Source organism: Arthrobacter silviterrae, assembly GCF_011045165.1.
GTDB classification, from domain to species: Bacteria; Actinomycetota; Actinomycetes; order Actinomycetales; family Micrococcaceae; genus Specibacter; species Specibacter silviterrae.
In genome coordinates, this window is the sequence record NZ_JAAKZI010000033.1 from 1 (window position 1) to 25427 (window position 25427).

Consider the following 25427-nt stretch of genomic DNA (forward strand, 5'->3'; position numbering starts at 1 on the left):
GGGGCGCCGCCATGGAAGGAGATGTTCGGATTGGCCGCGAGGGCGGCTAGCTCGGCCGCGGTCGCGTCCCGGACCCGGCGCGAACCCCCGGAACCCCCACCGACGGGAGCGCCGCCCCCGGGAGCGCGGTAGTCCCGGCCGTCGTCCAGCGGCCAGTCGGCAAAATCGGGGGCGGAGGCGATCAGCCGGTCAATGTCCGCATCCGTGGGCCAGCGCCCGTCCGCATCCTCCCACGGGCCGGTGTCCTCCGCCGGCCAGGTGCCGGGGCGGGGATCCAGATCCGACGGACCGGAAGGGCTGGAATCCCCTTCATCACCGGGCCGATCTGCAACAGCCATGCCCCCATTCTACCCCGTATGTTCTAGTAAACAAAGACATTATAGAACATGTGTACAAATCTGTGTCCAGGTCCCCCTGTGGAGGGAGCAACACCCTGGGTCTCGACGCGTTCGCAGGGCTCACTGCTCGACCAACGGGGGCGCTGCCTGGGTCTCGACGCGTTCGCAGGGCTCACTGCTCGACCAACGGGGGCGCTGCCTGGGTCTCGACGCGTTCGCAGAGCTCACTGCTCGACCACCGGGAGCGGGTTCCTGGGTCTCGACGCGTTCGCAGGGCTTACTGCTCGACCACCGGGGGGCGGGTTCCGAGGTCTCGACGCGTTCGCAGGGCTTACTGCTCGACCAACGGGAGCGGGTTCCGGGGTCTCGACGCGTTCGCAGGGCTCACTGCTCGACCACCGGGGTCGTCCCGGGCTACTCTCCCAACGCCTCGGCCAGGCGCTCTCGGGCTGTGGCCAGGTGGCGGTCCAGAATCCGGGCGGCACCTTCGGCATCCCCGGCGGCCACAGCGTCAAGGATGAGGCTGTGTTCGGCGTGAATGGACTCGCTGTTCAATAGGTGCAGGGATTGCACCCGCGTCATGCACAGGCGGACTTCGCTCATCAGTGAGCTGTACATTCGCGCAATCCGCTCATTGCCGGCCGCCTCGACCAGGCCAGTGTGAAAGCGCAGGTCCGGTTCCACCAGCGCCAAATCGCCGGAGCTCGCAGCGGCCAGAATATCCGCATTGGCGCGAACGGCGTCCTCCGGCACGGCCCGTGAGGTGGCCAGGCGCCGCAGGATTTCACTCTCCAAATACGCGCGGGCCAGGTAAATGTCGCGCACGGAATCGGGTCCCAGCCGGGCCACGCGGGCACTCTTGTGTGTGCCACGGACCAGCAGGTTTTCGCCCACCAATTTCTCGATCGCGGCCTTGGCCGTGGGCCGGGCAACGCCATAAGTGGTGGCAATTTCCAGCTCCGTGACGGCTTCGGCGGACGTGAGGCTGCCAGTGAGAATGCGCCCGCGGAGATCGTCGGTCACGGCATCCACCACGGTTTTGGTGGCAATGGGGCGGGTCATGGGTTCATTTGTCCTTGGGGTGTCGCGACTGTAATTTGAGTATACTTGTCAGACAATTTGAATGTCAGCAATTCCACCACGGACAAGGATGAGGGCATGTCTGCTCAGGCAGGACCGGAAGCAATTGCTCGAATTCGTGCGGTCATGGCGGACCCGGGGCAGACAAGGACCCGGGCCATTGACTTGCACGCCAACGCCCACGATGCCTCGCACTTCCTCCTCATCCCGCAGGCCGTCGCCGTGCCGGAAAGCGCGGAGGAAGTGGCGCGGCTGTTGAAAACCAGCGCCGCCCACGGCTTCCCGCTAACCCTGCGTTCGGGCGGCACCAGCCTCAGCGGCCAGGGCGTCACGGACGGCCTGCTGGTGGATGTGCGCAGGAACTTCCGCAAGATTGACGTGCTCGACGGCGGTGCCCGGGTCCGCGTGCAGCCCGGGGTAACCGTCCGCGCCCTGAACGCCAGGCTGCTGCGCTTTGGCCGCAAGTTCGGCCCCGACCCGGCGAGTGAGGCCGCCTGCACCATTGGCGGCGTGGTGGCGAACAATTCCTCCGGCATGGCCTGCGGCATCCGTGACAATGCGTACCGGACCCTTGAGTCCCTCACTGTCGTCCTGCCCAGCGGCACAGTCATCGACACCGGCGCGGACGACGCCGATTCTCGCCTCCGCGCGCAGGAACCGGACATTTTTGCGGGGCTTTTGGAGCTGTCCGCCAGGGTCCGGGGGAATCCGGGCTCCAGAAGAATCATCGAGCACCAGTTCGCCATGAAGAACACCATGGGCTACGGCCTGAACTCGCTGCTGGATTTTGAGAGCCCCGCCGAGATCCTGGCCCATCTGATCGTAGGCAGTGAAGGCACGCTGGGCTTTGTGGCCGAAGCCGTGTTCCGCACGGTACCCCGCCTGGCCCATGCCACCTCGGGGCTGCTGGTGTTCCGGGACCTTGAGTCGGCCAACAGCGCCTTGCCCGCGCTGGTCGCCAGCGGTGCGGCCACCGTGGAACTCCTGGACTCCCTGTCGCTGAAGGTGGGCCAGGCACTGAGCCGCGTGCCCGGCGTCGTGCGGGAATTGCGGGTGGAAAACCAGGCCGCCCTGCTGGTGGAATATCAGTCCGGGGATGCCGGCGAGCTGGCGGAGCTGGGCGCCACTGCCGGCAGGGTTGCCGGCACGCTGGGCCTGGACGCTCCCGCGGAATTCAGCACGGACACACAGGCCCGCGCTGAATTGTGGCAGCTGCGCAAGGGCCTGTATGCCGCCATCGCCGGCGCCCGGCCGCCCGGCACCACGGCGCTGCTGGAGGACGTGGTGGTCCCGGTCCCCGGCCTGGGACGCACCTGCGTGGCGTTGGGGAAGCTGTTTGTGAAGTACGGCTATGAAAATTCGGTCATTTTTGGGCATGCCAAGGACGGCAACATCCACTTCATGCTCACGGACCGCTTCGCCAGCACCGCTGAGCTGGAGCGCTATTCGGGTTTCACCGAGGACATGGTGGAGGTGGTGCTGGGCGAAGGCGGCTCGCTGAAGGCCGAACACGGCACCGGGCGCGTCATGGCCCCCTTTGTGCGGCGCCAGTACGGCGATGAGCTCTACGACGTCATGCGCCGGATCAAGGCGCTCATCGACCCGGCAGGCATGCTCAATCCCGGCGTCATCCTCAACACGGACCCCCACGCGCACCTGCGCCACATCAAGGCGGCCCCGCCCGCCGTCGATGCCGAGGTGGACCGCTGTGTGTCCTGCGGCTACTGCGAACCCGTGTGCCCCAGCAAGGACCTGACACTCACCCCGCGCCAGCGCATTGTGACCCTGCGCGCCATCGAGGCCGCCCTGGCCGACGGCGACGCGGCCCTCGCCAAAGCCCTGGAGGCGGATTACAACTACGAGGCCGTGGACACGTGCGCCGTGGACGGCATGTGCCAGACCGCCTGCCCGGTGGACATCAACACCGGCAACCTGGTCAAGCACCTGCGGCGCGACGCGTCAGGGAAGCTGGAGAACGGTGCCTGGGAGACGGCCGCCAAGCACTGGGGCGCCGTCACCCAGGGGGCCGGGCTGGCCTTGACGATGGCGGCGAAGGTGCCGGCCGGCGTCGTGCTTCCCGTGAACAAGCTGGGGCGGAAGGTCCTTGGCGCGGACAGGCTGCCGCTGTATTCCGCCGAGCTGCCTGCCGGCGGCAAGGCACGACGGCGGCCCGCGCCTTCCGGGGAACCGGCAGCCGTGTATTTCCCCGCCTGCGTCAACACGATGTTCGGGCCAGCGGGGACCGGGGATCCGGGCCATTCCGGCGTGCAGGCCAGCTTTGAGCAGCTGTGCGCCCGCGCCGGGCTTCAACTGCTGGTCCCCGAGGGCATTGACGGCGCCTGCTGCGGCACGCCGTGGTCGTCCAAGGGCATGGCGGCCGGGCTGGCGGACATGCACGCCCAGACGCTCAAACTGCTCCGGGAGGCCTCGCGCGACGGCGAACTCGACATCATCTGCGACGCCTCCAGCTGCACCGAGGGGCTGATCCACACCCTTGAATCCGAGGTGCCCGCGCCGGGGCAGCGGGCGCTGCGGGTGGTGGACGCCGTGGAATTCACGGCGGAGCGAATCCTGCCCCTGCTCGGGGAGGGCTGGGCGCGGATTGACTCGCTGGCCCTGCACCCCACGTGTTCCTCAACCAGGATGGGGCTGAACCCGGCGCTGGAAAGGGTGGCCGGGGCGGTGGCGGAATCCGTGCAGGTGCCGGACAGCTGGGGCTGCTGCGGATTCGCCGGGGACCGCGGCATGCTGCACCCGGAACTGACCGCTTCGGCCACACATGCCCAGGCCGCGGACGTGGCGGCCATGGCGGCTTCAGCCCACGCCTCCTGCAACCGGACCTGTGAACTGGGCATGACGCGGGCCACAGGGGAGGACTACCGGCACGCGCTGGAACTGCTTGCGGACGCAGTGACAGCAAAATAGCCGCGGTTAGTTGCCCCACGATTGAGCCTCAATGCAGCATTCTTTGGCTAAGGTAGTGAATCAGCAAGGCTTTGCACGTTTCCAAACTAAGGATGGAAAAAATGGCAGGAATCATCATCGTCGGCGTCGACGGCAATTCAACGTCCATGAAGGCTGCCCGGGTCGCGGCCAACTTGGCCAAGTCACTGGGGTCGACACTGCGTGTTGTCACGGCATTCGGCGAGGACAAGACCGAAAAGGTGGAGATTGGCAACGACGAGTGGTTCCTGTCCACGGCAGACGAAGCTGAGCGTGTTGCCCAGCGCGTTGCCGACGAGCTGAAGGTCACCGGCGTCCAGACGGAGTACTCCTCGGCCCTGGGCAAGCCGGCCGACGTCCTGCTCGAAGAGGCTGCCAAGCTCAAGGCGGACCTCATTGTGGTGGGCAATGTGCGCATGCAGGGCCTCAAGCGCGTGCTGGGGTCGGTGGCCAACGCCGTGTCCCACAACGCCCCGTGCGACGTCTACATCGTCAAGACCGACGACTAGCAATTCTTGACGGCCAGTGGCCGCAACCATGCCCCCGCCGGCTGCAGCCGGCGGGGGCATGGTGTTTAAGCGGCTTTTCCCTGTGCGGCAGCTTCGGGCTCGACGGCGGGCTCGACGGCGGCTTCGACGGCGGCCTTGCGGGCCGGCAGGACCACCACAGTCCTGCTGGAATGGCGCATCACGGTGGGTTCGGGCACCACCACCGGCCGCGACTTCACCGCAACGTCAAAGATGCCGCGCGCGCCGTTCACCAGCCCGTAGGCCACGGCAAGAACGGATGTCACGGCCACAAAGCAGACCATGACGATCGCAAACATCACTGCACCGAGCAGCAGGGTTCCGGTGTACACCAGAAGGTAAGAGTTGTTCAGGAAATAATCCATGGCAGCGCCCCATATCGTCCACAAACTTGTGTACTTTCCAACGGTAGGCGCGCCCGTTGCCGCGGCCGGCCACGGCACGGCGCGCCACGGGAATGACACCAAGATGTGACGCAATCGCCCGTGGCGTTACCTCAGCGATATTTGCGGTGCTGGTTCTGCTGTTTTGACGGCCCCGGCGTGGTGTCCGCGATCCACGGTCCGGTACCCTCGGACGGATCCAGGACCCCTTCCTCGAGCCAGGTGAATTCGCCGTCGAGCAGGGACGCCGCCAGCGACTTGTCGGCGTCGTCCGTGTTGTGCCACAGCTCGTTGAAGAGGGACTCCACCCGCAGCCGCGACTGGCCGGCGAACGCATCGGCGAGTTTCAGCGCGGACCTGCCCTGGACGGGGTCCTTCAGCCGGAGCATTTCGGCGCGGCTGCAACAGGCGGCGATGGCGAAGAGTTCAGCTCCGATGTCCACAATCCGGGCCAGGAAGGCCTGCTTGTATTCCAATTTTCCCTGCCAGCGGCCCATGCCGTAAAACGTCTGGCGGGCCAATTTGCGCGATTCCCGCTCCACAAAGCGCAGGTGCTTCGCCAGCGGCCCAAACTCGTTGTACGAGCGCGGGTCCAGGCCCTTCCCAACCGCCAGCTGCGGCAGCCACTTCGCATAAAACCCGCTGGCATTCACGGCCGCCCTGCCCTTTTGCGCCAGGGTGGCAGACGTGGAGGCCAGGTCGCCGGCCGCGGCCAGGTGCGCGTCTACGGCCTCCCGGGCTATGAGCAGGTGCATGATTTCCGTGGAACCTTCGAAGATCCGGTTGATCCGCAGGTCACGCAGCAGTTGCTCCGCGGGGACGGCACGTTCGCCGCGGGCCGCCAGTGACGCGGCTGTCTCATAGCCGCGCCCGCCGCGGATCTGCACCAGTTCATCCGCGCACCGGTAGGACATTTCGGAGGACCAGAGCTTGGCAAGCGCCGCTTCGATCCGCACGTCCTTCATGCCGGCGTCGGCCAGTGCCGCGGACAGTTCAAACACGGCCTCCAGCGCAAAGGCCGTTGCGGCCATGAAGGCAAGTTTCTTGCCCACGGCCTCGTGCTGGCCAACGGGCCGCCCCCACTGTGTGCGCGCGTTGGACCACTCGCGGGCAATCTTCAGTGACCACTTGGCGGAACCGGCGGCCATGGCCGGTATGGACAGGCGACCGGTGTTCAGGGTGGTCAGCGCGATTTTCAGGCCCTGGCCCTCGCGGCCCAGCCGGTTTTCCGCCGGCACCCGGACCTGGTGGAAGCGGGTTACGCCGTTTTCAATGCCCCGCAGCCCCATGAACTGGTTGCGGTGCTCCACCGTAATGCCGGGGGAGTCGGCCTCCACCACGAAGGCCGTGATGCCGCCGGTCTTCCGCCCGTTTTCATCCAGTCCGCGGGAGGGAACCATGGCCATGACCACCACCAGCTCGGCAATGACGCCGTTGGTGGTCCACAGTTTCACCCCGTCCAGCAGGTAGGCGCTGCCATCGTCGGTGGGCACAGCGGCACAGGCCATGCGCGCGGGGTCCGAGCCGACGTCGGGCTCGGTCAGCAGGAAGGCGGTGACGGCGCCGGCGGCACAGCGCGGCAGGTACTTTTGCTTTTGCTCAGGCGTGCCGAAAACCTTGACCGGCTCCGGCACCCCGATGGACTGGTGGGCCGAAACCAGGGCGCCGAAAGCGGGGTGGACGCTGCCCAGGATGGCCAGGGCGCGACCGTAGTACGTCAGGTTCAGGCCCAGTCCGCCATATTCCTTGGGGATCTTCATGCCAAAGACCCCCAGTTTCGCCAGCCCGGCAATGTATTCATCCGGAATCTTGGCATCGCGTTCGATAACGGCGGCATCCAGGGTCCGGGCGTAGTCCTCCACGGCCACGAGGAATGCATCGCCCTCTTCGGCCTCTTCGGCAGTGGATTCCGGGTGGGGGTGGATCAGCCCAAGGTCAAAGTCGCCCAGGTACAGGCCCTTGGCGAAGCTGGGCCGTTCCCAGGAGGATTCACGGGCCGCCTCCGCAACGTTCCGGGCATCCTCCGCCGTCACCTGGGCGCGCGCTGCGGCCGCCGGGCCGCCAACATGTGTGCTCATGACTTCCTCGATTCCGCCGGCGCCGTCGCGGGAACCGGCCAGGGGAGCTCAGGAAGGGCTCATGCCTTGATGCTACCCGTGGGTAGGTGGGGCGGCAATGGCTTGGCCGCAAGGGTGTTCCTGGCGGCGAATTGGCGGCACCATGGAGGGTATCGCCGAACAGTCCACCGCACAGTTTCACCCCACATTTTCGCCGGGAGGCCCCTTGATTTCGCCCCAGCCCCTTCTCCACGACTTGGCCGTGCTTGCCGTTGCACCCCTGCAGGCCTGGTCGGGCAGCGACGGGCAGCTGCGCAGGCACGGGGCCCAGGGCATCTACTGTGCGGACACCAGGGTGGTGGATGAGGCCGTGCTCACTGTTAACGGTGAGGAGCCGGAGTTCATTGGTGAATCCGCGGCACAAGGTTCGGAGGCATGTTTTGTGGGGCTTGTCCGTTCCTTGGACCCCGGGAACGCCGACCCGCTGGTGACGGTGACCCGGCGCAGGATTATCCAGGCGGGCAGGATCACGGAGGACATTCTGATTGCCTCCGATCAACAAGAGCCGGCCGCCGTCGCCGTCGAACTCCGGCTGGGAATCGATTTTTCACCCATGATGAGCGTCAAGTCCGGCGCCCCCCGGCACCCTGCAACGCCGCACCGTGACGGCGGGCACTGGGTGGCGCAGACAGGGCAGGTCACAGCCTCCATTGGCGCGCCGGGTGCCTCGGCGGAAACGTACGACGGCGGCATCACGTTCCGCTGGGACGTCACCATCCCGCCGCGAGGGGAGGCGCGGCTTGCCTGGTGGGTGGAGGCCGACGACGCCAAGGCGCCCTTCATGTCAGGTGGCGTTCCAGCCCCTGCGCCGCTGCTGGTGACGGCGCAGGATCCGCGGCTGGCCTCCCTCGTGGCGCGGGCGCAAGCGGATTTGCAGGGCCTGCGCATGTCCCCTGTCGACGCCCCCGGGGAGGTGTTCCTGGCGGCAGGTGCCCCGTGGTTCTTCACGCTGTTTGGCCGCGACTCCCTCATTGCCGCGCGCATGCTGCTGCCCGTGGATCCGGCGCTCGCCGCCGGCACGCTGCGCACGCTGGCGGCACGCCAGTGCACTGTCCATGATCCCGAAACGGCGGGGCAGCCCGGCAAGATCCTCCATGAAGTGCGCCGCGGGGAGCTCCGCCTGCCGGCCAACTCCCACAACGGGGAACTCCGCCTGCCACCCGTCTACTACGGCACCGTGGACGCGACGCCGCTCTGGATCAGCCTGCTGCATGACGCCTGGAAGTGGGGGATGCCTGACGGGGACGTCCAGCCACTGCTGGGCAACCTTGAAGCGGCCCTGGGGTGGCTGCGGGATTGGGCCGATGCCGACGGCGACGGCTTTCTGGAATACCTTGACACCACCGGCCACGGCCTCGCCAACCAGGGATGGAAGGATTCCGGGGATTCCATCCGCTGGCAGGACGGCACACAGGCGGTGGGCCCAATCGCATTGGCCGAGGTCCAGGGTTATGCCTACCGGGCGGCCCTTGACGGGGCGGAACTGCTGGAGGCCTTCGGACGGCCGGGAGCCGAGGAATGGCGGGCCTACGCGGCGGCGCTCGCCGCCAACTTCCGCGCGAGCTTTTGGTGCCGTGACGAGCTGGGACCGTACCCCGCCCTCGCGCTGGACGCGGATAAACGGGCCGTTGACGGCGTCGCCAGCAACATGGGCCACCTCCTCGGAAGCGGCATCCTTTCCCCGGAGGAAAGTGACGTGGTGGCTGCCCGGCTCATGCAGCCCGGCATGTTCTCCGGCTTTGGCATCCGCACCCTGGATTCCAGCAACGGGGGATACTGGCCGCTGCGCTACCACTGCGGAACGGTGTGGACGCACGATTCAGCCATCATCCTCGAGGGCCTGGCCCGCACGGGTCACCTGACGGACGCCGCGCGCATTGCGTCGGGGCTGGTTGATGCGGCTGCTTCCTTTGACTACCGGCTGCCGGAACTTTTTTCCGGGCACTCCCCGGAGGCCGGCGGCCCCCTCCCGTACCCCTCATCGTGCCGGCCGCAGGCATGGGCAGCCGCGTCGGCCGTGCCGATTCTGCTGGCCGCGCTCAGGCTGGAACCCCAGGGCCCGGGCCGGCTCCCCGTTGCCGCCGGCAAGGTGCCGACTCCGTTCGGCCCGTTCAGCGTCTCCGGGCTATGGGCCGGCGGCGTCCAGTTCACCGTCGACGTCGACTCCCGCGGGAAAGCCGAAATCTCGCCGATGTGATGCGGCGTTGGCTCCCTTGTTCCCTAAGCTGGACCCATGACCTTTGCCACCGAGCAGTTTGCCCCCGTCCGCGAGCTCTTTGAGTCCATGCTCGACGCCGATCCCGCCTACAGCGCCCAGCTGGCTGTTTATGTGGGGGGAACGAAGGTGGTGGACCTGGCGGGCGGGCCCGATTCCACGCCGGATTCGCTCACTGGCGTGTTTTCCGTCTCCAAGGGCGTGGCCGCACTGGCCTTCAGCCTGCTGGTGCAGGACGGGCTCATTGACCTGGACGCCGCGGTGGCCGCGTACTGGCCCGAGTTTGCCCGGCACGGCAAGGGTGCCGTGACAGTGCGCCAGCTGCTGTCCCACCAGGCCGGGCTGGTGGGGGTGCAGGGCGGCTTTGCCATGGAGGACTACAACGACCTCCCCGCCGTGGCCGGCCGGCTGGCGGACATGGCTCCGCTGTGGCGCCCCGGCTCCGGCACCTTCGGCTACCACGCGCTGACCATGGGCGTGTTCCTGGAGGAGCTGTGCCGCCAGGTAACGGGGGAACGGCTGCAGGACATCTACAACCGGCGCATCCGCGAGCCCTTTGCCGCCGACATGTTCCTGGGACTGCCGGACTCCGAGGAGGCCAGGTTCCGGCCCGTATTGTTCGACGACGGCTCTGCCGGCGGCTTCCTGGATCCCGGGTCCCTGGCCGGGGTGTCCGGCAATGTCCAGGCCGGAAACCTGCTGGCGCTGCCCAACATCCGCAGCGTGCGGGCTGCCGGCAGCTGCAGCGGCGCCGGCGTGGGGTGCGCCGACGGCCTGGCCCGCGTTTATGCGGCAGCCACCACTGGCCTTGACGGCCTGGAGCCATTCCTCAGCCCGGAAACCATCGCCGCCATGTCCCAGGAACAGGTCTGGGGCCTGGACCGCATCTTCTGCGACACCAGCGCTTTCGCCATCACCTTCATGAAGTCCCAGCCGCGCATGGACTTCGGCAGCGCGCAGGCATTCGGGCACGACGGCGCCAATGCCGCGCTGGGGTACGCCGACCCGCTCTACGGCATTGGCTTTGGCTACATTCCGGCCCGGGCCGAGGAAGGCGGCACGGCAGGCCGGGCCATGCAGCTCAGTGCGGCCGTGCGCAAGGTGATGCTCGCGGCGGGCTGAATTCTGTCCCCGGGGCGGTGGTTATCTCGAACTTCGACGTCAGGGGAGGCCGGCGAGGGCTGCTTCCACGGCGCGGTGAAATGTGGGGTAAGCGTAAATCATCGACTTGAGGGTGCTGACGGGGATGCGCGCATGTACGGCCAGGGCCAGCATGGACAGGACTTCGCCGCCGGAAGGCCCCACGGAGGCCGCACCCACCAGGGTGCCGCTGTCCGCGTCCTCCACCAATTTGATGAAGCCCTGTCCCTGGTGGATCCAGCCCCGGGTGGACGCCGCCAGGTCGGTGACCCCAATCCGCACATTCAGCCCCGCCTCCCGCGCCTGGCGTTCCGTCAGGCCGACGGCGCCGATCTCCGGGTCCGTAAACGTCACCCGCGGCACTGCGTGGGATTCCGTGGTGCCGCGGTCCGGCTGCCCAGTGTGACGGGCCAGGATGTGACCGGCCACAATGTTCGCGTGGTACATGGACAGGTGGGTGAACGCCCCGGCCCCTGCGGCGTCGCCCATAAGGTAGAGCCCGTCCGTGAGCTGCAAATGCCCGTCCACGGCGGGCGCCGCGGAACCGTCCCAGGCAATCCCTGCGGCGTCCAGCGCCAGGGTGCCCAGCACGGAGCTGCGCCCCGTGGCGACCAGCACCTTCTCCGCATCCAACTGCAAAACGGAAGGGCCGGCGCTGTCCGCGCCAGCACTGGACAGCTCCACGGTGAAGCCGCCCGGGACATGCGAAACGGAGCTCGTGTTCGTGTTCAGCAGCACCTCGATGCCCTCGGAACGGAACACGTCCGCCAGCAGCTCCGAAGCTTCCGGTTCCTCACGGGGGACCAGCCGCGGGCCGCGCGCCACCACCGTGACACGGGTCCCGAAGCGGGCAAAGGCCTGGGCCAGCTCGGCGCCGATGGGCCCGCCGCCCAGCACCAGCAGTGACGCGGGTGCCGTTTCTGCCTGCAGGGCCTCCCGGTTGGTCCAAAACGGCGTGCCGACCAGGCCTGGAGTGGACGGCACGGCGGGGTCTGTGCCGGGATTGAGCACCACGGCGAGCCGGGCTGCGAAGGTGGCCTCGCCGCCGTCGTGCATTAAAACGGTGACCTGGTGCGGGCCGGAAAGCCGCCCCGTGCCGCGGACCAGCCGGCCGCCCTTGTCCGTGAAGCGCTTCGCGGCGACGGCGTCATCCCAGTTGTCCGTGGCCTCCTGGCGGATGCGGCGGGCCACCACCGAAAAGTCCGGCTCCACCGTGGACTGCCCGGCGAGGCCGGGCACGCGGCGGGCCTCGGCCAGGGCGTTGCCGGCCCGGATCAGCATCTTGGAGGGAATGCAGCCAAAATAGGGGCACTCCCCGCCCACCAGGCGCTGCTCGACGCCCACCACGGAGAGCCCGGCCGCCGCCAGTTCCCCGGCCACGGCCTCGCCGCCGGGCCCCATGCCCACCACCACAATGTCGACGGATTCAGCTGGGCCGCTCATGTCATCCCCTTACTTGGTGATTCCCTTGTCCTTGAGCCACTTGGCTGCGGCGGCCTTCGGGTCCATCTTCTGGGCTCCGCTGACCTCTGCGTTCAGCGCGATGAGGTCCTCGGTGGTCAGCAGCCCGGACACCTGGCCCAGGGCCATCTGGGCTGCGTCGGACAGCTTGGCCGTCTTGATCAGCGGCACCACCTGCTGGGCCAGCCAGTTGTTCTTCGGGTCGGTCAGGACCACGAACTTGTTCTCGGGGATGGCCGGGGATGTGGTGAAGATGTCCGCCACCTGGATGTCATTGTTCAGCAGGGCCTTGACGGTCAGGGCGCCGCCACCGTCGCTGATGGGGGTGAACTTGGACGGGACGCAGCCGTACTTGGCCTTCAGCCCGGGCAGCCCATACGGGCGGGTGGCGAATTCCGGCGGCGCGCCGAGGGTGAGCTGGCCGCAGACCTTGGCAAGGTCCTCGAGGGATTTCAAGTTGTACTTGGCAGCGGTTGCAGCCGTCACCACCATGGCGTCCTTGTCCTCCGCCGCGGCTGCGCCCAGCACGGACAGGCCGGCCGGCATCACCTTGGGCAGGGCCGCCAGTACCTCGGCCGGTGTGGTTGCAGTCGTTTTGGGGTCGAGGTAGCCCAGCAGGTTGCCCGAGTAGTCCGGAACCACGTCAATGGAACCGTCCTCCACAGCCTTGACGTAGACCTCGCGGGCGCCAATGTTCAGCTTCGTGGTGGCCGTGACACCGGCCGCGTTGAGCGCGCCGGCGTAGATCTCGGCAATCGTGGCGCTTTCGGGGAAGTTGGCGGAGCCCACCACCACGGAACCATTGCCGCCGCCCCCGCCTGCCGTGGCATTGGCCGATGACGTGGGGCCGGCGGACGAAGCGGTGTTGAGCGGGTTCCCGCTGCTGCAGGCCGTCACGGCCAGGGCCACGGTCAGCCCCGCGGCTGCGCCCAGGATCGCCCTGCGGCTTGGTTGTGCCGGGCCGGGCTGGGACATGTTCTTCATGTTTTTCCTCCTGTAGTACCTGTAAGCACTTTAGCTATGGGTGAATCCGTGTCCGGGCCGCCGGCTCCGGTGTCCCGGCGGGCTCCTTGAGGCCGGGCGAGACGGCCAGCCGCTGCAGCAGGGCGAGGACGCCGTCAAGGGCAATTGCCACACAGGCAATCACCACGGCCCCACCCAGTACTTGACCGTAGTCCTGCACGGCCAATCCATCAATGATGAACCTGCCCAGCCCGCCCAGGCTGATGAACGCGACAACAGCCACCGTCGCCACCACCTGCAGCACTGCCGAACGGAAGCCGCCCAGAATCACGGCCAGTCCGTTGGGCACCTCCACCCGGAACAGCACCTGGCGCCCCGTCATTCCCATGCTGCGGGCGGCGTCCACTATTTGGGGGTCGACGGCGGAAATCCCCGCATAGGTCCCCGTCAGGATGGGCGGGACGGCCAGCAGCACCAGCGACCAGATGGCGGGCATGAGCGACAGCGTGGAGGTGGCCATGAGGGCAAACAGAGTCATGATGCCCAGCGTGGGCAGGGCCCGCAGCAGCCCCGCCAGGGAAACCACGACGACGCGTCCCCGGCCCGTGTGCCCCACGTACAGTCCGATGGGGACGGCTATCGCCACGGAGATGAGCAGGGTCAGCGCCGAGTAGCCCAGGTGTTCGGTGATGCGCACGGGGATGCCCATGGGGCCCTGCCAGTTGGCCGGGTCCGTGAGCCACTGCCAGCCTTCGGCGAAGGGGCCCGTGGCGGTGTAGGTGGTGGCGGGCAGGCTCATGCGGCCACCCCCGGCTGTGCCGCCGTCGTCGGTGTTGCCGTTGGTGCCGTTGGTGCCGGTGTTGCCGTGCGCAGCCACGGCGTGAGGAGGCGCTGCAGCAGCACCAGGACCAGGTCCATGAGCAGCGCCAGCACCAGGGTGCCCACTATGCCCACCACAATCTCCGTGGGGAAATTGCGCTGCAACCCGTCCGTGAAGAAGAAGCCCAGGCTGGGAATGCCCAGCAGCGCCCCCACGGTAACGAGGGAGATGTTGCTGACGGAGATGACGCGCAGGCCGGAAAAGAGCACCGGTACGGAAAGCGGCAGGTCAACCGCCAGGAAGCGCTGCAGGGGCCTGAACCCCATGGCGGTGGCGGACTGCCGGACGCCGTCGTCCACGGAGTTTAGTGCGTCCAGGGTGGAGCGGACCAGCAGTGCCACGGCGTAGATGGTCAGGGCCACGATGATGTTGGCGAAGTCCAGGATCTTGGTGCCCAGGATGCCGGGCAGGATCACAAACAGCGCCAGGGACGGGACGGTGTACAGCAGGGAGCCGGCGGAGAGGATGAAGGCGCCCAGGCCCTTGTTCAGGCGGGCCAGCTGCGCCAGCGGGACGGCGATGACCACGCTCAGTGCCAGCGGCACCACGGCCTGGACCAGGTGGGATCCGCTGAGGGCGAGGACCTGCGGCAGGTTGGCCAGGAACCACTGCATCAGCCGCGGCCTTCAGGGGTCTGGCCTTCGGCGGTCCGGGATTCGCGGGCTGCCTCGATGGCCGCCAGCACCTCCGGTGCGCGCACCACGCCCTGCACCAGGCCGTCCCCATCAACGGCAACGCCCAGCCCGGACGGGGAGGACAAGGCCGCATCGAGGGCATTGCGGAGGGGGTCGCCGGCGTGGAACAGGGACCCTCCGGGCACCAGCGGGCCTCCGGCTTCGGCGGTGCCAGGGGTACCGGCAGTGCCTGGTGCCAGCCAGCCCAGGGGGCGCCCGCCTCCATCCACGGCCAGCCGCCAGCCGGAACCGTCCGCGCCGGGAGCTTCCGGGCGCAGGCCGGCGGCAGCAGCGCCGTCGTCCATCAGGGCGGCGCCGTCCCACGCCACCGACGGCGCCGGGTGGACGGGCACGGAGGCGCCAGGGCTGAAGGACAGGTGCCGGAAGCCGCGGTCCCGGCCCACAAATGCCGCCACAAAGTCGTCCACGGGGGCCCGCAGGATCTCCTCCGGATCGGCATACTGCGCCACGCGCCCGCCCGTGGCGAAGACGGCCACCTTGTCGCCCAGGAGCGTGGCCTCGTCGATGTCGTGCGTGACAAAAATGATGGTCTTGGCGAGTTCGCGCTGGAGCCGGAGCAGTTCCTGCTGGAGTTCGGCGCGCACCACGGGGTCCACGGCGGAAAAGGGCTCGTCCATGAGCAGGATGGGAGGGTCTGCGGCCAGCGCCCGGGCCACGCCCACGCGCTGCTGCTGCCCGCCGGAGAGCTGGTTGGGGTACCGCTTGCCCATGTCGGCGGACAGGCCCACGGTCTCCAGCAGTTCGGCGGCGCGGGCGCGGGCTGCGGCGCGCGGCACCCGGTTCAGGCGCAGCACGGTGGTGACATTGTCCAGCACGGTGCGGTGGGGGAGCAGCCCGGCCGACTGCATCACATAGCCCATGGAGCGGCGCAACTGGTGTGCGGGGATGGTGCTGATGTCCCGCCCGCCCACCGTGATGGTGCCCGCCGTGGGTTCCACCATGCGGTTGATCATGCGCAGCGAGGTGGTTTTCCCACAGCCCGACGGGCCCACGAAGACGGTGATCCTGCCGGCGTCGATGCTCAGGTTCAGGTTGTCGACGGCGGGCCGGCCGGCCTGGTAGGCCTTCTGCACGCCCTGAAATTGCACCATTGCCGATCCGGCCTGGCTGATGGTTTGGTTTGCGGCATTGCCCGCGGGGGAGCGGACTGCTTCTGGGGCCGCCATGGAAGGTCCTCACTGTAGGTGGCACTCACCTGCTGCCCTCGATCATATGCAGGGTGATTTTGGAGAGTAAAGCTGCTGGCGCGCATGTTGGCGGGTTTCGCTTAGCGCGGACGACGGCGGCGCCCGGGTGCCGCCGTCGGGCGTGGGTTGGTGGTGGTTGGCTTGGGTGGAGCTTTAGGCGGTGAGCAGCGCGAGCGGGATTACAGCCACGCCGTCCTTGCGGCGATAGGCGTGGGTGCCGATATTGATGACGACGAGGTCGACTATTTGCTCGGGGAGTGATTGCTTGAGCCAGAGCAGATGGCGAACGTCGTTGTCATTGATTGAGGACTTGAGCTTCACCTCAAAGCCCACTGCTTCAGCGTGCCCGCGGTGGAGGATGAAGTCAATCTCGCGCCGCCCGTCATGGTCGCGGAAGTGGGAGAGCTGGGCATCGTTGGCCGCGGCATATGTCTGCAGGCTGAGGGCGACAAGTGCCTCAAAGAAGTCACCGAGCCGGGTCCGGACTCCGGTGTTGCTCGCAGGTCCGGTGGCGGACATCAGCTTGGCCTCGTTGAGGTTGAGCAGGCGCGCAGAGAGGGCCGGGTCGGCGAGAAAATGCTTCGGCGCGAGTGCGGCGCGCGCCAAAATCTTCTTGCTGGGCGACCAGGCATCGACTTGGTCCAGCAAGTAGAGGCTGCTAAGAACGTCACGGTAGGCGATCGACGTTGTTTTGGCCGGTCCAGCCGGTTCACCCGGGTCCAGACTGGCCCCGATTTTTGCAAACGTGGTTGCGGAAGCTGTGGCCGAGGCGTAGCCCCGCAACCATCCCCGCAGAAGTTCCGGTCGCCGGATGCGGTGGCCCTGTTCGGTAAAATCGTGGGTGATGACGCGCTCGATGTAGTCATCCAGCCACACCCCACGGGCACGATCGTTCATCTGCCGGGCCTGCGGGAATCCAGAAGCGATAATTTCACGGACGTAGCCGCGCAAGTCGACATCGCTGGAGCCGGTGATGTTCGTGGCGCCTGGCTCGAGAAGATCGCGGACCCGGACGGTGGGGGTGGCCAAGCCGCGTTCCGCGATGGAGAGCGGGCGCATCCGGAATTTGATGATTCGGCCAGCGCCGGAGTGCAGCCGGACACCGATGGGTGCGGCGCTTCCGGCCAGGATGAACCGTCCTCCGGTTGCGTCGTTGTCTACGAGCCGGCGGATCCGGTCCCAAACCTCGGGGACGTTTTGCCACTCGTCGATGAGAACGGGGGTGTCCGCCCGGCCCAAATAGTTTGGGTCTGCCTGGATCAACTGCTGAATTTCAGGGAGGTCCAGGTTGAGAATCGTTTTTGCCCGTTGTGCCCCTGTTGAGGTCTTCCCGATCGCGCGGGCCCCGTCAATGGAGATGGCGGCGAACGAAGGGAAGAGTTCATCGATTGAGTTGTCAACGATCCGTCTGCTGTAGCCCTGCACGCGACCAGTCTCCTCCGCTGCCATGTTCCCGCGCCCTTTGAATGCGGTCGCCATACTCTTTTGAGTGGATCTACACTACCATTTTGAGCATTCGTACGATACCTTTTTGAGTAAATCTACTAAACCTTTTTGAGCGCACCATGGCTGGTTTCCGTCGCGTCCCCTGTGCTGGGCCAACTGCCTTGCGATGCCCGCACAGTCCAGGTGAACGCTGATTTGTCGGGTTTGGCGTGGCCCATCTGTTCTGAACTGAAGAACACGTCCGGCAGTGGTTCCAACCCGAGTCTCGCGATTTTCATTGATTGCTGTTCGTGATTGCCGTTGGTGATGACGCCGACGCGAAGTCCGAGGTCCCGCAGGCGCCGCAGGGTGGGCGCCGCGTCAGGAAAAGCGGTCCAGGCAAGACGGCTCGAATTTCCACATCCCCAGCTTAGCCGTGGCGGCCACTGATCCAGCCGGCCGCCGTCGTGCTTGGCTTGCGCGCGGGGCCGGGACCTGTCGGGTTTCCGGCGGCGGGCATAGGCTGGCTTCATGGACACTCAGCAGGATTTCAGTACCAAGGGCACGTACGTGACGGGCAGCGAGTACACGCGGGACACCAACTACATTGAAACGCGGATCACCCGGGACGGCGCTGACGGCTACCCCGTGGAGGCCGGGCGGTATCGCCTGGTGGTGGCGCGGGCGTGTCCGTGGGCGCACCGTTCCACCATTGTGCGCCGGCTGCTGGGCCTCGAAGACGCCATTTCGATCGGTGTCTGCGGCCCCACGCATGACGTGCGGAGCTGGACGTTTGACCTGGACCCGGACGGCCTGGACCCCGTGCTGGGCATTCCGCGCCTGCAGGACGCGTACTTCAAGCGCACGCCAAACTACCCGCGTGGGATCACCGTCCCCGCCATTGTGGACGTGCCCAGCGGGGCCGTGGTGACGAACAACTTCCCGCAAATCACGCTGGACTTTTCCACCGAATGGAGCGAATTCCACCGGGAAGGAGCGCCCGAGCTGTACCCGGAAGCGCTGCGCGAGGACATGGCCCCGGTGATGAAGCGCATCTTCACCGAGGTCAACAACGGCGTCTACCGCTGCGGCTTCGCCGGTTCGCAAGAAGCGTATAACGCTGCCTACGAACGCCTGTTCACCGCTCTCGACTGGCTCGAGGAACGCCTCGCCACGCAGCGATTCCTGATGGGGAGCACCATTACCGAAGCGGATGTTCGCCTGTTCACCACACTGGTCCGCTTTGACGCCGTCTACCACGGGCACTTCAAGTGCAACCGGAACAAGCTCATCGAAATGCCCGTGCTGTGGGCCTACGCCCGGGACCTGTTCCAGACGCCCGGATTTGGCGACACCGTCAACTTTGAACAGATCAAGAAGCACTACTACGTGGTGCATGAGGACCTGAACCCCACGCAGATTGTCCCGCTGGGCCCCGACACCTCGGGATGGGCCACGGCGCACGGCCGCGAGTCGCTGGGCGGGCGGCCCTTTGGCAACGGAACGGCCCCCACCCGCCCGGTGGACGCGTAGGGGCCGTTCCGCGCGTGGGAGCGCCTGGGGACTAGTCCACGATCTTCAGGCCTGTGTTCCAGTTGAAGGTCTCGAAGGCCGGGTTGGCCTGGAGCGTCATGACCAGGAACTGGAAGCCTTCAAGCTCGCGGGCCCGCTTGAGCGGCCCGGCAACGATGGGGCGCATTCCGCCGTCGGACACCAGGGAAGAGACCGCCGCGGCCGCCTCGGCATTGTCGCCGGCAATGAACACGTCAAGTGCCTGTCCGCTGGTTTCGCCAGTGGCGAGCGTACCTGCGAAGGTCGTGTTGAAGGCCTTGACCACGTTGGCCGGCGTCAGGGCTGCGATTTCCTCGGCAGCGGACGTGCCGGGGGCAACCACCAGCGAGTCAAAAGTTTCGAAGTTTACCGGGTTGGTGATGTCGATGACCGTCTTGCCGGCCAGGGTGTCGCCGTAGGCCGACACCACTTCCTTGGCGGCGTCGAACGGCAGGGCCAGCGCCACAATCTCGCCCGACGGGACCTGGCCCAGCTTGCCCGAGGTGCTGTTGGCGCCAAGTTCGGCGGCCAGGGCCGCAGCCTTGGCCTCGTCGCGGTTGAGGATTTCCACGCTCCGTCCAGCGGCGAGGGCCCGTGTTGCGATGCCGCGGGCCATGTTTCCGGAGCCAATGATGGTGATGGTGCTCATGGTGTTCCTGCTTTCCGAGGGGTGTGCTGGAAGTATTTACTTGAAGCTACAAGTAAATTTAGATGAGTTTAGTTGATGTGTCAAGTAAAAAGTTGCCGGGTCCCGTCTGTCGTCGGACAACCGTGGAAAGATGGTGGGCATGAGTGAACCGGGGCCGCGCTGGCTGAATGCCGATGAACGTGCCGCGTGGCTGGCGCTGCTGTCCACCACCACGCTGCTGCCCGGGGCGCTTGAAGCCCCGCTGCAGCAGGCCGCAAAGCTGTCGCTTTTTGACTACAACGTGCTGGCCATGCTCTCCGAGGCATCCACCGGGACTCTGCCCATGAGCGAGCTCGCAGCGCGGACCAGCGCCTCGCTGTCAAGGCTTTCCCACGTGGCCAAGAAGCTGCAGGCCCGCGGGCTGGTGGAGCGCGCCACCCATGCCGACGACGCACGGGTTACGTCAACCACCATCACGGACGCCGGGCTGTCACTGATCCGGGAACTGGCCCCGCTTCACGTGGAAACCGTCCGGGGCCTGGTCTTTGACCAGCTGGACGAAGAGGACGTTGCGGACCTGGCCCGCATTGGCCGCAAGCTGATGCGCGGCCTGGATGCCAACCACTGGATCCTGCGCACGCCTGCGCCGTAGGCCCGGGTAACCGTAGGGCAGCAGGCGGAGCGTCACACCCCAGCTATTACGTCACATTAGTGTTCCCTATTGTCCAGAAGATCCGCTAGGGTAGGTAAGGCTTGCTTAACTTCTGCGGGCCGCCATCACAGCTACGGTAAGGATCAATTGTGGAATTTTCGCGTCGACAGGGACTTTCGCTCGGACTGCTGGCGGTGGCGGCCACCGCCGCCACACTGACCGGCTGCTCCACCGGTGAGGTCGGCTCGGCCGGCGGATCCGGGAATGCTGCCACGGACGCTTTCCCCATCACGGTCAGGCACAAGTTCGGCAACACGGTCCTCACGGCAGCCCCGCAGCGAATCGCCACGGTGTCCTGGGTCAACGCGGACGTGGCCCTGGCGCTGGGCGTGGTGCCCGTGGGAATGCCGAGGGACGACTGGGGCGGCAACGCGCAGGGTTCCACCCCGTGGAAGGACGCGGCGCTGGAAAGGGCGGGCGCGGCGTTCGGCACCGCAAAGGCCCCGGTGCAGTACTCCGAGGCGGACGGCGTGAATTTCACGGAAGTGGCCAAGGTCAACCCGGACATCATCCTGGCCGCCTACTCCGGCCTGACCCGGGACGATTATGACAAGCTCAGCAAGATAGCCCCGGTCATCGCCTACCCGGAAGCCCCGTACGCCACGTCCTGGCAGGATTCCACCACCATGATCGGTGCCGCCCTCGGCAAGTCCCAGGCTGCCCAGGAACTCATTGCCGCCACGGAGAAAACCATTGCCGCGCAGGCCGCCAAGTACCCTGCCATCAAAGGCAAGACCTTCATCTACGGCAACCTGGAGCCGGACAAGAGCGACGGCGTCAACGTCTACCTCTCCGGCGACAACCGCCCCAAGTTCCTGGCCAGCATCGGCATGCAGCTGGCTCCCGTGGTGGTCGCCGCAGGGCAGGGGAAACCCGGATTCTTCATCCCATGGTCAGCCGAAAAGGCCAACGAGCTGGTGTCGCAGGTCTTTGTCAGCTGGGTGCCGGACAAGAAGACGAAGGACGCAATCACCACGGACCCCCTCCTGGGCCAGATTCCCGCCATCAGGAAGGGTGCCTTCGTGGCCGATTCGGACAACACCCTCACGTACGCAATCTCCGCGTCCTCCCCGCTGAGCCTGCCCTGGGCGCTGGAGGCGTTCCTGCCGCAGCTCGGCGCCGCGGCCTCGAAGGCGTAGGGCCCGTCTGGATGGGTGCACCCGCACTGACACCGCCCTTAGGAATTGCGACGCCGGTCCCCTCCGCTGTGCCCCTGCCGCCTGCCGCCGGGGTGCTTGGGCGGCCAGGCAGGGGCTTCTTTGCCGTTCGCCAGCTGGCCTGGCTGTTGGCGTTGGCAGCCGCGCTGGCGGCGGCCGTGCTCATGTCCCTGGCGTTCGGCGCCCGCACTGTGCCGCTGCCAATCGTATTTGATGCCCTTGCGCACTTTGAACCTGCCAACGGCGACCACGCCGTGGTGGCCTCCCGCTTGGTGCGAACCGTCGCCGGGCTGGTGGTGGGCGCGTCCCTGGGCCTGGCGGGCACCTCCATGCAGGGCGTGGCCCGCAACCCGCTGGCCGATCCCGGCATTTTGGGTGTCAATGCGGGAGCCTCGCTTGCCGTGGTGGCGGGAATCTTCTTTTTCGGCGCAGCCGGGGTGTCCTCCTATCTGTGGTTTGCCTTTGCCGGCAGCGCCGTGGCGGCCGTGGTGGTCTACGGTGTGGCCAGCCTGGGCCGCAGCGGGGCCACCCCTGTAAAACTCGCACTTGCTGGGGCGGCCGCAGCCGCGGGAATGGGATCGCTCATGAGCGCCATGCTCGTCACCAGCCAGGACTCCCTGGAGCTCTTCAGGACCTGGCAGGTGGGTGCGCTGGCCGGAAAGTCCTGGGACGCTGTCGGGGCCGTGCTGCCGTTCGTCACGATAGGCGCGGTGATCCTGCTGGCCACCGGGCGGCTGCTCAACACCCTTGCCCTTGGCGACGACATGGCCCGCGGGCTGGGCCACCGCCCCGGACCGGGGCGGGCGGTCTCCGCCGTGGGAATTGTGTTGCTGTGCGGTTCCGCCACGGCATTAGCGGGCCCCATCGGCTTCATCGGGCTGGTGGTTCCACACCTGCTGCGCGGGCTGGTTGGGCCGGATTACCGCTGGCTGCTGCCCTTGTCGCTCCTGGCGGCCCCGGCAATCCTGTTGACGGCGGACGTGGCGGGGCGGGTGGTCCTATTGCCGGGGGAGGTTCCGGCGGGCATTCTCGCCGCCCTCATCGGGGCGCCCGTGTTCATTGCCGTGGTGCGCCGCGGGCGGCGGGCCGAATTGTGAGCGTCCTGGACAAGGCGCAGCTGCCCGCCGGTGCCGCCGTCCTGGGTGGCGCCTGGGTGCGTGAACGGCGCAAGGCGCCCCGCCGCCGTCGTGCTTGGGTTGCGGGAATCCTCGGCGCCGCCGTGGCCGGTCTGTTCTTCGCGAATGTCCTGCTGGGCAGCTACACCGTCACGGTGCCGGATTTCCTGCGGCTGATGGGCGGGGCCGAGATTCCCGGTGCCAGCTTTATCGTCATGGAAAACAAGCTGCCGCAGGCGCTGCTGGGCCTGCTGGCCGGGGCATCGTTCGGCGTGGCAGGGGCCATTTTCCAGGCCATGCTGCGCAACCCGCTGGCCAGCCCTGACATCATCGGCATCAGCTACGGTGCCAGTGCGGCTGCTGTTGCCGCAATCGTGGTCTTTGGCGCACGCGGGGCCGGTGTGTCCCTGGCGGCCATGGGCGGAGCGCTGGTGGTGGCGGTGCTGATCACCTGGCTGGCGCGCGGCCGGGGCGGCACGGGGCTGATTTTGGTGGGCATTGGGGCGGCAGCGTTCCTGCAGGCCGCCGTCACGTTTCTGCTATCCCGCGCCGACACAGGCAACGCGCGGGATGTCATGGTGTGGCTGAGCGGCTCGCTGGCCCCGGCGAACTGGCAGCGCGTGGCGTTCCTGGCCGCAGCCCTGCTGGTGCTCCTGCCGCTTGCCGGGCCGGGCGCGCGGCAGCTGCGCGGGCTGGCACTCGGTGCCGACACTGCCGCCGGGCTTGGCTTCAACGTTCCGCGTGCCCGCCTGCTGCTGACCCTGCTTGGCGTGCTGCTGGCCGCCCTTCCCACGGCCGCGGCCGGGCCCATTGCCTTCGTCGCCTTCCTCTCCGGGCCTATCGCCAGGCGGCTCAACAACGGGGCCCCGTCCCTGGCGGTGGCTGCGCTGGTGGGTGCAGGAATTGTCCTGGCCGGCAACTTGGCCGCCGTCAATGCCATCCCCAGGGTCTCCCTGCCGGTGGGTGTGGTGACCGGTGCGCTCGGGGCGCCGTTCCTGCTGTGGCTCCTTATTTCATCCAACCGCTCCAACCAAGGAGGCTGACATGGCCCTCAATTCACACCCGACACGGCTCAGCGCCCGGAACATCACCCTCGGCTATGCCGGTGCGCCCATCGTGCAGGGGCTCTCGCTGGAACTGCCCGCGGGAAAGGTGAGCTACATTGTGGGCGCCAACGCCTGCGGGAAGTCCACGCTGCTGCGCGGGCTGGCCAGGCTGCTTTCGGCCCGGTCCGGCGCTGTACTTCTCAACGGGGCGGACATCCACAGGATGCCCACCCGTGCCCTGGCGCGCGAACTGGGCATCCTGCCGCAGGCCCCCACCGCGCCGGAGGGCATCACCGTTTCCGAGCTGGTGGGGCGCGGACGCAGCCCCCACCAGGGCTGGTTCCGCCAGTGGACCGGGGCCGACGACGACGCCGTGGCGGCAGCGCTCTCCGTCACCGGAACGCTGGGGCTGGCGGGGCGCACCGTGGACGAGCTCTCCGGAGGGCAGCGCCAGCGTGTGTGGATTGCCATGGCGCTGGCCCAGGAAACAGAGGTGCTGCTGCTGGACGAGCCCACCACCTACCTTGACCTGGCCCACCAGGTGGAGGTGCTGGATGTGGTGTCCGAGCTCAACGCTCGCAGGGGGACCACTGTGGCCATTGTGCTGCACGACCTCAACCTGGCGGCACGGTACGCGGACCATCTGGTGGCCATGAAAGCTGGCCGGGTGGTGGCCGAAGGCAAGCCGGAGGCCGTGCTGACCGCCGCGCTGGTCCGCGAGGTGTTTGGCCTGGAATCCGTGGTGGTCCCGGACCCTGTCACAGGCACCCCTCTGGTGGTTCCCCTGGGGCGCCGCGCCGCGCTGCTGGGTGCGGGGGCCTCTCTGGCGGGGGCGCCCGCATGAGTGCAGTAGCCGTGGCGGAGGATCCGGTCAGCCCCATGCGGGCATTCCGGCTGTCCGTTGCGCGGGTTCAGCAGCTGACGCCGCACTTCCGGCGCATCACCTTCACCGGAGCAGACCTGGCGCTTTTTGGCGCGGGCCCGGGCGGGGAAACGCTGGACCTGCGGGTCAAGGTGCTCATTCCCTCGCCCGGCAAGGACCTCCCGCAGCTGAACACTGTCCGCGGCTCACTGCAGGATGACTGGTACCAGCGCTGGCGCTCGCTGGATGAAGCTGCGCGCGGGGTGATGCGGACGTATACCGTGAGGGCGCTGCGCGCGGAGGTTCCGGCGTCGTCGGGCAGGCAGGCGAGCGCGGGGGAACTGGACATTGACTTTGTGCTGCACCCGGGAGCCTTCGGACCGGCCGCATCCTGGGCTGCTGCCGCGCGGCCGGGGGATCCGCTGATGGTGGTTGGCCCGTGCGCCCGGTGGGGGGACTGCCTGGGCATTGAATTTGCCCCGGGCACCGCCGGGCGGGTCCTGCTGGCCGGGGACGAAACCGCAGTGCCGGCCATCGCCGCGATCCTGGAGTCGCTGCCTTCGCATGTTTCCGGGCACGCCGTGCTGGAGGTGCCCACCGCGGCTGACTTCCTGGACATGGCCTGCCCGGCAGGGGTGGAAGTGCGCTGGCATGCCAGGAATGGCTGCGGCCACGGCGCGTTGCTGGCAACAGACGTTCGGCAGCTGATTCTGCCTGCCGCGTGCCTGCGGGGTGAGGAGCCCGAAGACGTCGACATTGACGGTGCAGTTCTCTGGGAGACCCCGGAATCCGCGCCGGGAAAAGGCCTGTACGCGTGGATTGCCGGGGAGGCCGCCACCGTCCGCGGATTGCGCCGGTACTTGGTGCGGGATGTGGGCATGGACCGGAATGCGGTGGCCTTCATGGGTTATTGGCGGATGGGCCGGGCCCTGCCGGGATAACTGCTGACAGGGGTTTCCAATGCGGGGATAATGTCAGGTGTCCCAATAGGACCCAACCCAT

The 25427-nt window shown here is 67.4% G+C and carries 23 protein-coding genes; 11 read left to right on the plus strand and 12 right to left on the minus strand.

The window, feature by feature from the left end; translation table 11 throughout:
• Together G6N77_RS15865 and G6N77_RS15870 are read right to left on the minus strand one after the other, a co-directional pair.
• Nucleotides 1-338 (minus strand): hypothetical protein (locus G6N77_RS15865; RefSeq protein WP_205678340.1); only part of this gene is annotated, 338 nt, incomplete at its 3' end.
• 414 nt (nt 339-752) lie between these two features.
• Nucleotides 753-1400: a GntR family transcriptional regulator gene (locus tag G6N77_RS15870; protein ID WP_165183146.1), complete on the minus strand. Its 648-nt coding sequence runs from the start codon at nt 1398-1400 to the stop codon at nt 753-755.
• Between the two features lie 96 nt (nt 1401-1496).
• Here G6N77_RS15870 and G6N77_RS15875 point away from each other — a divergent pair, with 96 nt between their 5' ends.
• Nucleotides 1497-4343 (plus strand): FAD-binding and (Fe-S)-binding domain-containing protein, encoded by a 2847-nt coding sequence (locus tag G6N77_RS15875; protein ID WP_165183147.1) that lies wholly within the window; start codon nt 1497-1499, stop codon nt 4341-4343.
• A 101-nt stretch (nt 4344-4444) separates the two neighbouring features.
• Entirely contained in the window at nt 4445-4870 is a 426-nt protein-coding gene (locus tag G6N77_RS15880; protein ID WP_165183148.1) for a universal stress protein, read from the plus strand.
• A gap of 65 nt (nt 4871-4935) precedes the next feature.
• On the opposite strand, the gene G6N77_RS15885 is transcribed toward G6N77_RS15880, so the two are convergent.
• Together G6N77_RS15885 and G6N77_RS15890 are read right to left on the minus strand one after the other, a co-directional pair.
• Nucleotides 4936-5253 carry a hypothetical protein gene (locus G6N77_RS15885; protein WP_165183149.1) on the minus strand — a complete coding sequence of 106 codons (318 nt, stop codon included), beginning with the start codon at nt 5251-5253 and terminating at the stop codon, nt 4936-4938.
• A gap of 131 nt (nt 5254-5384) precedes the next feature.
• The gene (locus tag G6N77_RS15890; RefSeq protein ID WP_165183150.1) at nt 5385-7349 is read right to left on the minus strand and encodes an acyl-CoA dehydrogenase family protein; all 1965 of its coding nucleotides are present in this window, start codon (nt 7347-7349) and stop codon (nt 5385-5387) included.
• Between the two features lie 205 nt (nt 7350-7554).
• On the opposite strand from G6N77_RS15890, the gene G6N77_RS15895 reads away from it, so the two are divergent.
• Complete coding sequence (locus tag G6N77_RS15895; protein ID WP_165183151.1) at nt 7555-9585, plus strand: glycogen debranching N-terminal domain-containing protein; 2031 nt, start codon at nt 7555-7557, stop codon at nt 9583-9585.
• A 36-nt stretch (nt 9586-9621) separates the two neighbouring features.
• Nucleotides 9622-10725 carry a serine hydrolase domain-containing protein gene (locus tag G6N77_RS15900; protein ID WP_165183152.1) on the plus strand — a complete coding sequence of 368 codons (1104 nt, stop codon included), beginning with the start codon at nt 9622-9624 and terminating at the stop codon, nt 10723-10725.
• 39 nt (nt 10726-10764) lie between these two features.
• Here G6N77_RS15900 and G6N77_RS15905 read toward each other — a convergent pair whose 3' ends face one another.
• From G6N77_RS15905 to G6N77_RS15935, 7 genes are all read right to left on the minus strand, one after another.
• Complete coding sequence (locus G6N77_RS15905) at nt 10765-12186, minus strand: dihydrolipoyl dehydrogenase family protein (RefSeq protein ID WP_165183153.1); 1422 nt, start codon at nt 12184-12186, stop codon at nt 10765-10767.
• A gap of 9 nt (nt 12187-12195) precedes the next feature.
• On the minus strand, nt 12196-13179 hold the full coding sequence (locus tag G6N77_RS15910; RefSeq protein WP_165183180.1) for an ABC transporter substrate-binding protein: 984 nt from the start codon (nt 13177-13179) through the stop codon (nt 12196-12198).
• Between the two features lie 43 nt (nt 13180-13222).
• Nucleotides 13223-13966, minus strand: a complete 744-nt coding sequence (locus G6N77_RS15915; RefSeq protein ID WP_165183181.1) for an ABC transporter permease — start codon at nt 13964-13966, stop codon at nt 13223-13225.
• On the minus strand, nt 13963-14661 hold the full coding sequence (locus G6N77_RS15920) for an ABC transporter permease (protein WP_165183154.1): 699 nt from the start codon (nt 14659-14661) through the stop codon (nt 13963-13965). The genes G6N77_RS15915 and G6N77_RS15920 overlap by 4 nt, the downstream gene beginning before the upstream one ends.
• Entirely contained in the window at nt 14661-15833 is a 1173-nt protein-coding gene (locus tag G6N77_RS15925; RefSeq protein WP_165183182.1) for an ABC transporter ATP-binding protein, read from the minus strand. The genes G6N77_RS15920 and G6N77_RS15925 overlap by 1 nt, the downstream gene beginning before the upstream one ends.
• Before the next feature lie 249 nt (nt 15834-16082).
• A complete protein-coding gene (locus tag G6N77_RS15930; protein ID WP_165183155.1) occupies nt 16083-17378 on the minus strand; it encodes an ATP-binding protein in 1296 nt (431 codons plus the stop codon).
• Between the two features lie 95 nt (nt 17379-17473).
• Nucleotides 17474-17887, minus strand: coding sequence for an HAD family hydrolase (locus tag G6N77_RS15935; RefSeq protein WP_165183156.1), 414 nt, complete (start codon nt 17885-17887; stop codon nt 17474-17476).
• Here G6N77_RS15935 and G6N77_RS15940 point away from each other — a divergent pair.
• Nucleotides 17886-18887: a glutathione S-transferase family protein gene (locus G6N77_RS15940; protein ID WP_165183157.1), complete on the plus strand. Its 1002-nt coding sequence runs from the start codon at nt 17886-17888 to the stop codon at nt 18885-18887. The two genes, G6N77_RS15935 and G6N77_RS15940, sit on opposite strands and share 2 nt — an antisense overlap.
• Before the next feature lie 31 nt (nt 18888-18918).
• Here G6N77_RS15940 and G6N77_RS15945 read toward each other — a convergent pair whose 3' ends face one another.
• Nucleotides 18919-19554 carry an NADPH-dependent F420 reductase gene (locus tag G6N77_RS15945; protein ID WP_165183158.1) on the minus strand — a complete coding sequence of 212 codons (636 nt, stop codon included), beginning with the start codon at nt 19552-19554 and terminating at the stop codon, nt 18919-18921.
• A 130-nt stretch (nt 19555-19684) separates the two neighbouring features.
• On the opposite strand from G6N77_RS15945, the gene G6N77_RS15950 reads away from it, so the two are divergent.
• The 6 genes from G6N77_RS15950 (at nt 19685) to G6N77_RS15975 (ending at nt 25366) form a co-directional block, all read left to right on the plus strand.
• A complete protein-coding gene (locus G6N77_RS15950) occupies nt 19685-20185 on the plus strand; it encodes a MarR family winged helix-turn-helix transcriptional regulator (protein WP_370875220.1) in 501 nt (166 codons plus the stop codon).
• Nucleotides 20186-20334: 149 nt separating this feature from the next.
• Nucleotides 20335-21384 (plus strand): iron-siderophore ABC transporter substrate-binding protein, encoded by a 1050-nt coding sequence (locus G6N77_RS15955; RefSeq protein WP_306987197.1) that lies wholly within the window; start codon nt 20335-20337, stop codon nt 21382-21384.
• A gap of 11 nt (nt 21385-21395) precedes the next feature.
• Complete coding sequence (locus G6N77_RS15960) at nt 21396-22499, plus strand: FecCD family ABC transporter permease (RefSeq protein WP_165183160.1); 1104 nt, start codon at nt 21396-21398, stop codon at nt 22497-22499.
• A gap of 56 nt (nt 22500-22555) precedes the next feature.
• Nucleotides 22556-23560 carry a FecCD family ABC transporter permease gene (locus tag G6N77_RS15965; protein WP_306987534.1) on the plus strand — a complete coding sequence of 335 codons (1005 nt, stop codon included), beginning with the start codon at nt 22556-22558 and terminating at the stop codon, nt 23558-23560.
• Between the two features lies 1 nt (nt 23561).
• Entirely contained in the window at nt 23562-24407 is an 846-nt protein-coding gene (locus tag G6N77_RS15970) for an ABC transporter ATP-binding protein (protein WP_165183161.1), read from the plus strand.
• Nucleotides 24404-25366 (plus strand): siderophore-interacting protein, encoded by a 963-nt coding sequence (locus tag G6N77_RS15975; RefSeq protein WP_165183162.1) that lies wholly within the window; start codon nt 24404-24406, stop codon nt 25364-25366. The genes G6N77_RS15970 and G6N77_RS15975 overlap by 4 nt, the downstream gene beginning before the upstream one ends.
• Nucleotides 25367-25427: the final 61 nt, after the last annotated feature.

Bases quoted from the DNA above. Each gene is read 5' to 3' on its own strand.
- G6N77_RS15975 (WP_165183162.1), top strand. From the start codon at position 24,404: ATGAGTGCAGTAGCCGTGGCGGAGGATCCGGTCAGCCCCATGCGGGCA.
- G6N77_RS15880 (WP_165183148.1), top strand. From the start codon at position 4,445: ATGGCAGGAATCATCATCGTCGGCGTCGACGGCAATTCAACGTCCATG.
- G6N77_RS15940 (WP_165183157.1), top strand. From the start codon at position 17,886: ATGGACACTCAGCAGGATTTCAGTACCAAGGGCACGTACGTGACGGGC.
- G6N77_RS15870 (WP_165183146.1), bottom strand. From the start codon at position 1,400: ATGACCCGCCCCATTGCCACCAAAACCGTGGTGGATGCCGTGACCGAC.
- G6N77_RS15915 (WP_165183181.1), bottom strand. From the start codon at position 13,966: ATGAGCCTGCCCGCCACCACCTACACCGCCACGGGCCCCTTCGCCGAA.
- G6N77_RS15905 (WP_165183153.1), bottom strand. From the start codon at position 12,186: ATGAGCGGCCCAGCTGAATCCGTCGACATTGTGGTGGTGGGCATGGGG.
- G6N77_RS15900 (WP_165183152.1), top strand. From the start codon at position 9,622: ATGACCTTTGCCACCGAGCAGTTTGCCCCCGTCCGCGAGCTCTTTGAG.
- G6N77_RS15890 (WP_165183150.1), bottom strand. From the start codon at position 7,349: ATGAGCACACATGTTGGCGGCCCGGCGGCCGCAGCGCGCGCCCAGGTG.
- G6N77_RS15945 (WP_165183158.1), bottom strand. From the start codon at position 19,554: ATGAGCACCATCACCATCATTGGCTCCGGAAACATGGCCCGCGGCATC.
- G6N77_RS15970 (WP_165183161.1), top strand. From the start codon at position 23,562: ATGGCCCTCAATTCACACCCGACACGGCTCAGCGCCCGGAACATCACC.
- G6N77_RS15875 (WP_165183147.1), top strand. From the start codon at position 1,497: ATGTCTGCTCAGGCAGGACCGGAAGCAATTGCTCGAATTCGTGCGGTC.
- G6N77_RS15885 (WP_165183149.1), bottom strand. From the start codon at position 5,253: ATGGATTATTTCCTGAACAACTCTTACCTTCTGGTGTACACCGGAACC.
- G6N77_RS15910 (WP_165183180.1), bottom strand. From the start codon at position 13,179: ATGTCCCAGCCCGGCCCGGCACAACCAAGCCGCAGGGCGATCCTGGGC.
- G6N77_RS15925 (WP_165183182.1), bottom strand. From the start codon at position 15,833: ATGGTGCAATTTCAGGGCGTGCAGAAGGCCTACCAGGCCGGCCGGCCC.
- G6N77_RS15935 (WP_165183156.1), bottom strand. From the start codon at position 17,887: ATGAAGCCAGCCTATGCCCGCCGCCGGAAACCCGACAGGTCCCGGCCC.
- G6N77_RS15960 (WP_165183160.1), top strand. From the start codon at position 21,396: ATGGGTGCACCCGCACTGACACCGCCCTTAGGAATTGCGACGCCGGTC.
- G6N77_RS15950 (WP_370875220.1), top strand. From the start codon at position 19,685: ATGGTGGGCATGAGTGAACCGGGGCCGCGCTGGCTGAATGCCGATGAA.
- G6N77_RS15930 (WP_165183155.1), bottom strand. From the start codon at position 17,378: ATGGCAGCGGAGGAGACTGGTCGCGTGCAGGGCTACAGCAGACGGATC.
- G6N77_RS15920 (WP_165183154.1), bottom strand. From the start codon at position 14,661: ATGCAGTGGTTCCTGGCCAACCTGCCGCAGGTCCTCGCCCTCAGCGGA.